The organism is Entomomonas sp. E7T21, from assembly GCF_058693955.1.
The window spans coordinates 1,292,258-1,304,986 of the sequence record NZ_CP191672.1 but is presented as its reverse complement, the minus strand read 5'-3'; the positions used below and the strand labels follow the sequence as shown (position 1 = coordinate 1,304,986).

11 protein-coding genes and 1 pseudogene are annotated in these 12,729 nt (G+C 37.4%); 5 read left to right on the top strand and 7 right to left on the bottom strand.

Annotated elements, in window-relative coordinates; translation table 11 throughout:
• Positions 1-3: 3 nt before the first annotated feature.
• The 3 genes from ACQVD9_RS06195 to ACQVD9_RS06185 form a co-directional block, all read right to left on the bottom strand.
• Positions 4-477 (bottom strand): hypothetical protein, encoded by a 474-nt coding sequence (locus tag ACQVD9_RS06195; RefSeq protein ID WP_264745202.1) that lies wholly within the window; start codon positions 475-477, stop codon positions 4-6.
• A 144-nt stretch (positions 478-621) separates the two neighbouring features.
• Positions 622-1,083, bottom strand: a complete 462-nt coding sequence (locus tag ACQVD9_RS06190; protein WP_264745201.1) for a hypothetical protein — start codon at positions 1,081-1,083, stop codon at positions 622-624.
• Positions 1,084-1,482: 399 nt separating this feature from the next.
• Positions 1,483-2,361, bottom strand: coding sequence for a LysR family transcriptional regulator (locus tag ACQVD9_RS06185; protein WP_264745200.1), 879 nt, complete (start codon positions 2,359-2,361; stop codon positions 1,483-1,485).
• A gap of 153 nt (positions 2,362-2,514) precedes the next feature.
• Between ACQVD9_RS06185 and ACQVD9_RS06180 the strand changes: the two genes are divergently transcribed.
• The 5 genes from ACQVD9_RS06180 (at position 2,515) to ACQVD9_RS06160 (ending at position 6,723) form a co-directional block, all read left to right on the top strand.
• A complete protein-coding gene (locus ACQVD9_RS06180; protein WP_264745199.1) occupies positions 2,515-2,748 on the top strand; it encodes a hypothetical protein in 234 nt (77 codons plus the stop codon).
• An 81-nt stretch (positions 2,749-2,829) separates the two neighbouring features.
• Positions 2,830-4,023 carry an MFS transporter gene (locus ACQVD9_RS06175; RefSeq protein WP_264745198.1) on the top strand — a complete coding sequence of 398 codons (1,194 nt, stop codon included), beginning with the start codon at positions 2,830-2,832 and terminating at the stop codon, positions 4,021-4,023.
• Between the two features lie 157 nt (positions 4,024-4,180).
• The gene (locus ACQVD9_RS06170; RefSeq protein ID WP_264747862.1) at positions 4,181-5,146 is read left to right on the top strand and encodes an alpha/beta hydrolase; all 966 of its coding nucleotides are present in this window, start codon (positions 4,181-4,183) and stop codon (positions 5,144-5,146) included.
• Between the two features lie 117 nt (positions 5,147-5,263).
• Complete coding sequence (locus ACQVD9_RS06165; protein ID WP_264745197.1) at positions 5,264-5,650, top strand: cyclophilin-like fold protein; 387 nt, start codon at positions 5,264-5,266, stop codon at positions 5,648-5,650.
• A 47-nt stretch (positions 5,651-5,697) separates the two neighbouring features.
• Entirely contained in the window at positions 5,698-6,723 is a 1,026-nt protein-coding gene (locus tag ACQVD9_RS06160) for an alpha/beta hydrolase (RefSeq protein WP_264745196.1), read from the top strand.
• Between the two features lie 439 nt (positions 6,724-7,162).
• On the opposite strand, the gene ACQVD9_RS06155 is transcribed toward ACQVD9_RS06160, so the two are convergent.
• The 4 genes and pseudogenes from ACQVD9_RS06155 to ACQVD9_RS06140 all read right to left on the bottom strand — a co-directional run bounded on the left by ACQVD9_RS06155 (position 7,163) and on the right by ACQVD9_RS06140 (position 12,726).
• Positions 7,163-7,315, bottom strand: a complete 153-nt coding sequence (locus tag ACQVD9_RS06155) for a hypothetical protein (protein ID WP_413774188.1) — start codon at positions 7,313-7,315, stop codon at positions 7,163-7,165.
• Between the two features lie 27 nt (positions 7,316-7,342).
• Positions 7,343-7,528, bottom strand: a pseudogene (locus tag ACQVD9_RS06150) (RHS repeat-associated core domain-containing protein); the annotation flags it as partial.
• Between the two features lie 156 nt (positions 7,529-7,684).
• Positions 7,685-8,014, bottom strand: a complete 330-nt coding sequence (locus ACQVD9_RS06145; RefSeq protein ID WP_264745195.1) for a hypothetical protein — start codon at positions 8,012-8,014, stop codon at positions 7,685-7,687.
• Between the two features lie 2 nt (positions 8,015-8,016).
• Positions 8,017-12,726, bottom strand: a complete 4,710-nt coding sequence (locus tag ACQVD9_RS06140; protein WP_264745194.1) for an RHS repeat-associated core domain-containing protein — start codon at positions 12,724-12,726, stop codon at positions 8,017-8,019.
• Positions 12,727-12,729 lie beyond the last annotated feature (3 nt).

The window sequence follows — 12,729 nt, the reverse complement described above, 5'->3', positions numbered from 1 at the left end:
CTTTTACTTAGGCTTGTTTCCATTGCCTTTAGAAGTTAAGCGACGTCGTTTTTCCTTGATAATATTTTCTATGGTTGGTTCACCGTACTTATGTATCACAATACCGCTATGAACTGCATGATCAAGATCAGATTTTGTATCATCCATCATCGCCTCAATATGAGAGAGACCTGGCTCAACTAACAGTGATACAGCAATAATATGACGGGTACATATTATTGAGTAGTTAGCATTTTGAGAATAAGGTCTAAAATCAGCCCTAATATCAGGCGACAATGATATCATTAATCTATCCACTCTCTGCTTAACCCAATGATGATCCATCTGAATAACTGGTTTACCTTTATGTTTTTCTGACAATACCCCTAGCCGACTGGCAAGATACTTGGTCGTTGGTCTGGCAATACCTGCGGTGGCTTTTGCTTCAATAATGGCATATTTTTTACCTTGGTTATTACTAGGATTTGCTCGCCACAAGCCATCAATACCTGTATCATTGCCAATATAGCTATTTTTATTGAGTTTTTTGCCGTCGTTTAGTTTGCCTGGGTGATGTGAACTTGGTGATTGTTGCCAAGACCCTGCTTGTCCTTTATCATGCTCAATCCATTGTCCTTTACCTCATCCTAATTGCTCAAGACAATAGTAATCGGCAACATGTTCGCCAACCCCGCCAATCACAAAATTCATATTAATATTTTGGAACTGACTTCTAATTCTGGCCGTCAAATTACCGCGACTTTTGGTTACGGTTGGTATACTGGTCTTACCATGGGGTTGGGTATTCCCCGTTTTTCCTTGTGGTGCGAAACTGTTTTTGGCTGAGTTTATACGCTTTAATAGACAGCGTTCAATGGCAATACGTACTGCAGGAACTAATACATCTTCGACAATCATGGTTAATTGGCCACTCACATCACGTAAAAAACTATCCAGTTTTTCAGGGGCTCCCAACCAACGTGCTACAGTATACTCATTAAGTTCCGCGACACTTTTTACACGAACTTCATCAAGGTATCCTTGTAACGCTGGTACATCTATCATTTGCATCAAGTATTTTTCAGGATTTAGTGGTAAATTCATGTCGAATAATCGGTTAGCTTCTTCTAAAATCGCTACAACAACATCAAACATGACAGGACCATAGAACTGCGTTTTTCTGAGGAGTGACTTAAATGCTAACCGAAACCCGCCCCCAACACCCGGAATTACACAGATAATCCCCATTAAGAGCTGAAATTTCGCTTTTAATTTGTTACATGTAATCTTTATGGTTGTTATATGTAATTGTCGATAGTTATAAAACGCTACATTATTTTTGTCAAAAATCTAGTTTGCGACCATGCTTGATTTTATGTTAATTTTTTAAGCCTTACTCACTTCTTTAAAATGTTTATTTATATTTTTTAAATTAATCGAATAGTTTACCTAAAATAATTAAAAGCCAAATCAAACAAGACTAAAAAATATCCGTGAAGTAGCTTAGCCAAAAGCGGCTTTCAGACGTTGTAAAAACAGTTCAGCCGGTTTAGAGAATATCTGATATTTTTTCCAAACAATATCCACATCTACTTCCAGTACTGGTTTAAGTGGACGGAAACAGAGTGAGCTATTACCAGCAGTATTGACCAGTTTATCCAGACATAATGCATAACCAATACCTTTTTCCACCATTAAGGTTGCATTAAAAATTAAATTATACGTTGCAACAATATTTAGTTTTTTATAATCACGTTTAATCCATTTTGCGATGCGGTCATCAACAAACCGTTGCTTTGAACCAATCAAAGGCAAGTCCCATAAATCCTTCGGTTGAATGAACTCTTTTTGCGCCAAAGGACTATCTTTGCGCATTAATACCCCCCATGTATCTTTTGCTGGTAAAACTAAAGAGTCATATTTACTGATATGTGCTGGTTCAATAAGTACTCCGAAATCTAATAAACCTTTATCGATACGTTCAGTAACTTCATCCGCATCGCCACTAAAAATATGAACATTAACATGTGGATAATCGTTCTGTAACTCTTTAATCACATCAGCGACCAATCCCATCACATAGCTTTCACCACCACCAATGTAAATATCGCCGCTAATGATTTCCACTGGAGCCTGAAATTCGGCCTCAGTCTTTCTGACCAATTCAACGATTTCCTCCGCTCGTTTACGCAACCGCATTCCTTCATCAGTTAGTGTTATTTTTCGGCTACCGCGAATAAACAATGTAGTACCGAGTTCATCTTCCAGTTCGCTAAGTTGTCTTGATAAGGTTGGTTGAGTTAAGTGTAAATATTCGGCAGCAGCAGTTACACTCTCCTCTCTGGCAAGTGCTAAGAAATAACGTAGTACTTTGATATCCATGAACTGTACTCCCTATATTTAACAAAATATAGACCTATGCTTTAAAGGCATTACTTACTATACAATATAAGTATTTTACATACCTTTATTATCTTAATAAACTTAAAAATATTAAAAGTAATCGGGTTAAAAGATGAGATGGATGTGTTTTTGGTGAGTGTTCAAAACTTAAAAGATGCGGGTTGTAAAGAAGCGTTCATAGCGAAGTATATTGACTTGCAAGCAAAAGGTAATACAGCAGAACAATTACGCATATTACTTCGTCACCGTTGCCAGTTGCTTGAACTACTCCATGAAAAACAAAAGCAGATCGATTGTCTTGACTATTTGCTTTACTCCTTGAAAAAAAGTCGTAATGGCAATTCACCTCAATTTTTTAATAAATGAGAGAGTAAGTTGCCTTTTACTGACAAAAGTAATGCGTTCGTTATGACACGTTCGCTGATTTTTAACTGATTGAGTATTAAGATGAAAGTAGAGATAAATGCATCATTGGAAAAAGCACATTGGTCGGCAATCTGCTCGCTGTTTATAGGGGTAACCAGTTTAATTGCTGCAGAGTTTATTCCAGTGAGTTTATTAACACCTATTGCGCAAGAGTTAAATATTACCGAAGGTATGGCTGGGCAAAGCGTAACAGTGGTGGGTGTTTTGGCCGTGCTTGCCAGCCTGACATTATCGCCATTAACGAAGACGATTAATCGGCGTTATATTTTACTGATATTGTCTGCTTTATTAGTGATTTCAAACATATTGGTTGCCTTAGCACCTAATTATCCTGTGTTGTTAATGGGTCGCGGTATATTAGGGCTTTGCGTCGGTGGCTTCTGGTCAATGGCTTCGGCAGTTGCGTTACAGCTGGCGCCTAAAAGAGATATTCCCCGTGCGTTAAGTATTATATATGCGGGAGTTTCTGTCGCGACCATTATTTCCTTACCACTTGCCAGCTATTTAGGTTCTATAATTGGCTGGCGTAGCGTTTTCCTACTTTCCGCGCTGTTAAGTGCTATTGCACTCGTCTGGCAATATTTTGCTTTACCTTCCTTAACAGCGCAGACAGGCAATGGTTTTAAAAATATGTTTGGTCTGTTGCAGCAAAACTGGGTGCTTATTGGTATTGGTGCCACAATTTTCAGTTACGGTGGTTACCATATCTTTTTCACTTATCTTAGGCCATTTCTCGAATATAACCTGACATTATCGTCAGATACATTAGCAACTGTTTTACTAGTATTTGGTATCGCTAATTGCATGGGAACTTTTATTGCTGGTTTTTTCCTCGGCAAACAGTTTCGAGCAACCATGATTGCTGTTCATCTTATCCTGCTCGTGCTTGCGATTTTATTATTGAGCAGTAATGGACAAACCATTTGGAACTTGATCTTAGTCATTGGCTGGGGATTGATGTTTGGTTTTATCCCTGTCGGTTGGTCTACGTGGATTGCTCGTACTCTAGCAGATAAAGCAGAAATGATTGGTGGCCTATCGGTGGCTGCAATTCAATTTTCGATTGGCTTAGCAGCAGCGATCGGTGGACTGATTTTCGACAATATAGGCATGTACGGTATCTTTATCACAGCAGCGCTGATTCTGGCTGGATCAGCAATATTAATCAAATTGAGTTTCTCATTATTTTTCAGGGCAACAAATAGATTAGCGTAATGTTTTATTTTGAAAATTATTAATGTAAACGACCATTTATTATACCAAAGGGGGTCTTATGACAAAACTTCGGCAACTCCTCAACTTTAATGGTGCGATAGCAATATTGATCGCTTTCGCAGGCATTATTTCATCCACATCAGCTATAGGTCAAGATATGTCAAATGGTGCAAATAATTTTTATCAAAGCGATAAAGTAACCGTACAAAAAGTAACCTTTAAAAACCAATTTACTATGAATGTGACAGGTAATTTGTTTATGCCTAAAGCGTTCGACCAAAATGCTAAGCATCCGGCTATTATTGTCGGTCATCCTATGGGAGCGGTAAAAGAGCAAAGTGCTAATTTATATGCAACTAAAATGGCAGAACAAGGCTTCGTCACGTTAGCAATTGATCTGTCGTATTGGGGGGAAAGCGAGGGACAACCACGTAATTTAGTATCACCCGATATTTATGCCGAAGACTTTAGTGCGGCCGTGGATTATTTAGGAACGCAGCCTTTTGTGGACCGAGCAAATATAGGTGTAATTGGTATTTGTGGCAGTGGCAGCTTTGCCATCAGCGCGGCTAAAATCGATCCCCGCTTGAAGGCGATTGCGACAGTGAGTATGTACGATATGGGGGCTGCAAACCGCAATGCGTTAAATCACTCATTAACGCTGGAACAAAGAAAGCAAATCATTGCCGATGCTGCTCAGCAACGTTATGTTGAATTCACTGGCGGTGAAACAAAATATACCAGTGGAACGGTACATGAAATTAATGATAAGTCTACGCCGATTGAGCGCGAATTCTTTGATTTTTATCGTACGCCTCGAGGAGAATTTACGCCTAAAGGTTTGTCTGCTGAGTTAACAACTCATCCAACCCTGACCAGCAACGTGAAATTTATGAATTTCTATCCGTTCAATGATATTGAAACTATTTCACCACGGCCAATGTTATTTATTGCTGGTGAAAAAGCTCATTCAATTGAATTTAGTCAAGACGCTTACAAACGCGCAGCACAACCCAAAGAACTTTATATCGTTCCAGATACAGGACATGTGGATTTATATGACCGAGTGAATCTTATTCCATTTGATAAACTAACCACATTCTTTAAAACCAACTTGCAGTAATGTTAAAAAACGGGAGATACCAACGTATCTCCTAATTAAGGGAGCAACGCTATGATTAAAAAACTTTTTTTCACTTTTTTCATAGGTTTTATGTTTACAACATGGGCAAGTGCACAAATGAACACATCAAATAACTCTCGAGATACGGTGATTGCCCGTATTAAAGTCACTTTTGCCAACAATGAAGTCGTGGTTAGTTTGTTTGATACAGCTGCCAGCCATGAACTTTTGGCTCAATTACCGTTAACCTTAAGTTTCTCTGATTTTTCTAATACAGAAAAAATTGCCTATCCACCTAAAAAGCTCACGACACATAACACACCAAATGCAGAACAAACAACAGGTGACTTTACCTATTATGCACCTTGGGGCAATTTAGCCATATTCTATAAAGGTAATGGCCATGGCACTCAATTATATGTGTTAGGACGAATTGAGTCAGGCAAAGAAAAGCTGGTCACCATGAAACGTGATTTTAACGCTGTGATTGAGCTGATCGACTAAAGCTCTTAAGGTTTGCTTATATGGTTAAACATTAGTGAGAAACTCGTATGAATATAAGACAATATATGATCGTGCTTTTGATATTTTTCAGCCTATCTACCCATGCGCAAAATACTCAGGTTCGTCATTTCCCTACGCCAGAAACCGTCAGCACTCAAATTCTGCCACTGGTTTCTGGTGAGCCTGCATCTATTTGGAATGACCATCCAAAAACAAATCAGGAGTGGAAGAACTGGGTTAATCAATTTGCTCAGCATAGTATTCAGCAATTGCCAGCTTTACGTAAGCAGATGCAGGTTACTGTTGAACCTGTGCAGTTTGGTGGTATAAATGGCTTTATTATTACACCAAAACAGACTCGATCTGAAAACAAAAATCGTGTATTGCTACATTTTCATGGGGGCGGTTATGTGCTTAATCCGGGAGAGGCTGGAACGGATGAAGCCATTTTGATGGCAGGCTTTGGCCAAATTAAAGTGATTTCAATTGATTACCGTATGCCACCTGATTTCCCCTTTCCAGCCGCTATTGATGATGCAGTAGCAGCTTATCGTGAAATTCTTAAGCATTACCCAGCGAACAAAATAGGGGTTTTTGGCACCTCTACTGGTGGCGGTATAACGCTCGCGCTAATGTTAAAAGCTAAAGCAGAAAGTTTACCATTACCAGCCGCAATTGTTGTGGGAACACCTTGGACTGATTTATCTAAAACAGGCGATTCTTATTTCACCCATGAAGGGATTGATAATGTTCTGGTTAGTTATGACGGCTGGCTGGGTGATGCAGCAAAACTGTATGCTAATGGTGAAGACTTAAAGGATCCGTTACTTTCACCCATTTATGGTGATGTTACAGATTTTCCACCAACACTGTTATTCAGTGGAACACGCGATCTGTTTTTAAGTAATACCGTACGAATGCATTTAAAACTACGTGATGCTGGTGTGACTGCTGATTTAATAGTACTTGAAGGTTTATCACACGCCCAGTATTTAATGGTGCCAGATGCCCCTGAAACTAAACGTTACTTTAATGAAAGCAGCCGATTTTTTAACCATTATTTAGCACAATAGTTGGCTTTCTTCTCCATTAGAGACTTATGGATGGAAGAAGCTCCAATGATTATTTATTTGTAGTTAGATTGGTTATACGATTGTGCCAGATGAATATTTAAATGCAGTCAAATTATGGTGGAGTAAACGGCATAATTTTCAGATAAATAAAGACTGGATACTTTATTCAACTAATGTCATACCAGCTATCTTATCTATTATTCATACAGTGACCTCACCAGGGGAACATGTTTTAATTAAACCGACTGTTTATAACATTTTTTATAATAGTATTCTCAATAATGGCAGACGCTTATTAGAAAGTAATTTAGTGTATAAACAGGGACGATATAATTAGGATGAGTTCCTCGTTCTTTAGACAAATAAATTAAATTCCTTGTGCTATCAACATCTAAACCAACAAGCCTCTCTGCTAAGCGATTATGCATAGACCTAGGGATTACATAATGATTTTAATAGCATTCTGGAACTTAATATTAACTCTCTCTTGCGGAGTCCAGTTTCTTGCTCCTCCACCAGCCTTAACTAAATCATGCTCTTGTACCCATGCACGATTTATTGCAGTCCCCCTTGAACTCGGTTGTGCTCTAATTTCATCTCTTGGTTTATACCTATATCATCCCCAAGGATCAACCCAATGAATAGGATTCGGAGCATATTGATAAAGATTGTGCCCGTCTAACAAACCTATAGGATCAGGCTGAATAAATCGTCCTATATCAGGGTCATAATACCTAAAGGTATTATAGTGCAATCCTGTTTTTCTATCCAGATACTGGCCTTGGTATCTTAAGTTTTGCTCAAAGTAATTTTGGTTGTTTTTCCATTTGTTTGTTATATTGTCTCAAATTTCATATTCCGCTTGCCAAGTGGTATTGTCTTGATTGTCTGTGAGTTGTTCAGACCGGCTAACCAAACGAGTATGGAGAAAAACTATTATTCATCTAGGTTATTAATCAGTCTAAGATACTGTTTTTTGCAATTCCATCAATCCCTTTTCAAGTTTTGTTATATTTTCAGCATTTCCACCTTTATCTATATATTTAAACCAATTAGGTATTATCTTGACAAATAAAGCATTACCAATATCTGTTAGATTAGATTGTTTAACAACTAGATCTAATTTTAAATAGCCTTGTTCATTAAATGGATCAATATTGATTAAATTATTATCTTTTAAAAAAGACAATAATATTGTAGACGATTTTATAACTCTTTTTTGATAATCATCACTTTTATTTCTTGATAAAAGCATTGGCATATTATGCATGTTAAAATCTATATCACTCATATTTACTTAGCCCTATATACAGTTGAAACATCATCAACTTTTATTAATTCCCGTGTTTTAGGATCTCTTACATAAACCCCACCTGCTTGACGAATTCTATCCTCTTTAGCCAGCTGTGCAATTTTATCCGCAGTTTTACTAGTTATTTCCTTTGCTACTCCTGTTTTTCCATCAGCATTTTTGATCACAAAATCAACTCTTCGACCTTCACCTGTAATAGGATCTCTAACTATTTTTCCATTAGAATCTCTTAAGTACCTCTCAGATAGAACGTTATCTTTTCCATAGCGTTGTTCAAATATTTTTTGTGCTCTTTTCTCTCTTGCTGTCCCATCAACTTTATTTTTTATACAATCCCACCCCCAAGGATCGATCCAAGCTATAGGATTAGGTGCATATTGATAAAGATTGTGCCCACCTAATAACCCAATAGGGTCTGGCTGAGTAAATCGTCCTATATCAGGGTCATAATACCTAAAGGTATTGTAATGTAATCCCGTTTCTCTATCTAGATACTGGCCTTGATATCTTAAGTTTTGCTCAAAGTTATTATGACTATTTTTCCATTCATTTGTTGTATTGCCCCAAATTTCATATTCTGCTTGCCAAGTGGTATTGCCTTTATTATCTGTAAGTTGTTCAGGCAGACCTGACAAGTTATTATGGAAATAACTTATTTTTTCTTTACCTTTTTCTCCATCTACTCTAGCCAGTAGGTTGTAACCATTATCATAGATATAGTAGCTAGTTAAGCCATTTTGTTTTTCGCCTAGCAAGCGCATACCTTGCCAGTAGAATTCTGTTTTAGCTACAGGTGTTTCTAAATTAGCGGGTAGATAAGTGGCTTTTTCTATACGCCGCCCGATAGGATCATATTTGAAACGTATATATTTTGTATTCTGGTGTTGAGTATGTTTAATTTCGGTAATACGGTGTTCGGCATCGTATTTAAAATGCTGAATAGTATGCCCACCTATACGCTTTTCTGCTAACCGACCAAAGCGGTCATAGTAGTAACGTTTATCTTGATATACTTGAATACGGTTGTGTTTTACATAACCTTGACTGGTATCACCATTGAGTAAGTTAGCAGCAGCATCATATTGTAATATTTCATAGTTAACCGCTTGCCCTTGTGGAGTATTTTGATAGCTTTGTAAAACACGCCCTGTACTATCATAGTTATAATAACGTGTTACTTGGTAACTATTTTGGCTAATATTTAGATGCGCTTCACTGCGTTGTGTTCCTGTGGTGTTAGCTGCATTTTGGGCAAATAGTCTACCCATAATTGGCGGATTATCTTTTTGTTGAGGTTTAATATCTTGTAAACCATGAGGCTCTAAAGGTAGCTTTTGCCCTAAGCGATCAGCGAGTGCTTTACCTTGCTGTGGATTGCGTTGGTATTGGGTAAAATGTTCTGCTATTAGGTTATCAGCTCCATCATATTGGTATGCTTTTTCTAATAAAGGTAATATATTTTGCTGTTTTTGTTGAGGCTGGCTAATTTGTCGCCTAATTAAGCGTCCTGTTTTATCATATTTAGTATGGGTATCAAGTTGTCCTTGAGTTCTTAGGATTTCTTGATGCAGTCTATCACGTTCAAAGTCAGCAATGATTAAACCGTCTAAATTAATTTGATGTAAATAACCGCTACCATAATAAAGGTGGTTTAGATTACGTCCATCAGGTAGTGTAAATTGTTCAAGGTTGCCTAGTTCATCATAACTATATTTTAAGTTACCAAAATTATTAATTTCACTTTGTAGCTGACCAAGCTCATCATAAGTATAAGCTAATGTTTGTTTTTTACCTTGGCTATCAGTAAAAACTATAGATATTAAATTATCATTTTTATCGTAACTATATTCTGTTATTCCATCATCCGTTATTTTTTTTATTAAACGCCCTATGGCATCGCGCTCAAAACGATGACTAATAATAGTTTGATAATCCTTTGTATCAATATGGGTAGATTCGGTATCATCATTAGCAGCTAGGCGTTTTCGTGGATCATTTTCAATAGGTGCTCCGATATAGTCAATACCAATAACTTGATCCAAATTATTATAATGATAACATCTTGCACCACCATCAAGTTCATGTTGCACAGTCAGGCGATCTAGCGCATCCCATTCAAAACGATAACTTTCTTTATTCTCATTGGTTAACGCAGTTAAACGACCATAATCATCATAATGATACCCTACTGATCGCCCCTGCGCATCAATACGTTGGGTGATTCGACCTGCTATATTATATTTATATTGAGTGATATTTTGAACCGGGTCAATATACCCTGTTATAAGACCAATTTGGTTGCGTTGATAACGTATTACACGCTCATCAGCTAAAGTAATCTGTGTTAAAAAGCCTGTTAGGTCATATTGATAGGTAGTGGCTTGATTTAATTCATTAATAACTTGCTCAAGAAAACCCCGTTGGTCATATTTATAATAAGTATGATAACCTGAACAATCACGATACTGTATTAATTGTCCTGAAGCTGTCCAGCGCAGTATCTTTTCTTTACCTGTTGCATCAGTAATATGAGTAATTAGTCCTCTGGTATCATATTCATAGGATGTGACTTGTTGTAATGGATCAATAACTTTTATAAGGTTACCTACACCATCATAGTAGTAATACCACGCATTGCTATTAAAATCTATGACTCGGCTTGGTAAACCTTTATAATTGTTATAGTAAGTATATCTAGTACGTCCTAAAGGATCTGTTGCTTCTATCTCATGGCCATATTCATTGTATTGAAATTGCCATGCATTTCCTAATGGATCAATACTCTTTGTTAATAGTCCATCTTTCCATTCATCTAGCCATTTATTACCCAAAGCATCTAGTTGCTCATAAACATTATGGTACTCATCCCAATAATAGAGTTCAGTGCGACCTAAACTATCTGTAACTTTAGTTTCACCTTTAGTTAAATCATAATTAAAGTAATAGTCTTCACCTGTATCAGTCCAGTGATGAATAACTCGCCATTCTTGTTGGGGTTGAGGCGCTTTTAAGGTTTTTGGTATACGTTCATTAGGCACATCATAAACTGCCCACTCATAATAACAGGTATTTCCTGCTGGCTGAGTATGACTTGCCATTTTACGATCAGCATTATAAGTAAACTGACGTAATACAGTATTTTCTTGGTTTTTAACAGTTTTTAAATCACCGTACTCTGTAAATTCATAGCTAACTAATAGTTCTGATTTTTCAATGGTAGCTTTATTTTCATTATTTAAATAAAGACGCTCTACTGATTGTAAACGCTTCAGATATTGGGGGTGATAGTTAAGCTGGATAACAATATGTTGTTCATTATCACTAATACGATCAATACGACCATCCTCATCATAACTAAGATCAAGATGGTTACCATTACGATCGCTCAAGCGTAATAGTCTTGAACGATTAGGATTAGATGGGTCTTTATCAAAAACACTAAGTATGCCAGAGCCAACATCTTCAATGACTGTAAGACTTGGCGTAATTTGAGTTATGCATAATTTTTCTTCTGGTACATAAAGATAGCTTCCTTCTTTTAAGTTACCTAACTCTAATTGTCTTCCTATATCATCATAATAAAGCCATAGCTCTCCCTCTTCTGGATGAGGAATTCTTCTAATTTCACATTCATAAAATAAACTCCATCCCATACCCAATAAAGTATTATTTCTATCACTAGCGCTACTATAATTACGTTGCCACACAATAGGTAATAAACTAGGTAATTGAAAATCTAAATCATTACTTTCATTCCATTGTAGTTTTGTACCACTATTAACCATTACTGGGTTACCCTTACCACAACCTCCTTTAATTTTTGCGATACCTCGCACAATCATAATGGCATCAAAGATCATCGTGGCCGCTTGCACCCACTTATTTTTACCACTAGTAATATCTCTAACTGTAATAGTTTCTCCACCTATACGCACATCGGGGGACACTTTATCTGCCTGATAGTTCTCATTAATATCACCTTCACAAGTGGTTTTCATGTTACTACGGCCAGCAGGTTGGCCATTGATATTAACTTCTTCTGAACCTTGAGCAATATATTGAGACGTTTTAGAGAACTCTTCTGCAAAATCATTGCCTGTAAAAAAGTCAAACACACTATTAATCATGTATGAAAAAGAATCATTAGTATGGCGCTCACAAAACACACAATCTTCATCAGCAGGCTCAGTCCCCAGATCGGCCTTTGTCACAACAGGGGAGTCAGCAATTGCTTTTCCTCTATCAATAAAGCCTTCAACAATACCCATTGGAGTCATTCCCCATAAGGTTTTTTTCAATGCATCCCAAGTGCTAGGTCCAGTTTCAGGAACTTTTTCTATATCAGCTACTTTCTTACCCGCTGCACGTGCAGAAAACCGAGAGTTTGTACGAGTATCTCTAGATGCTGTAGAGATAAACCCCATCTCCTCTGGTGGAGATACCCAATTTCCCACTGAATCGGCAATTTCAGTAATTTTTTTCCCTATTCCAGTAGATTGAGCGGCTGTTCCCATCACTGCGCCAGCTATTAAACCAACACCTAATGCCACTGCTGGACAAGCTATAAAACAAGTAACTGCAAAAGCAGCTGCACCATAAATAAGAGCCTCTGTTGCCCAACTAACCAGCTCCCCAAGCCATGAGGTGTGTATTAACGGATCTTGTAACCTTGCTGCCCATTCATCTGACATAAA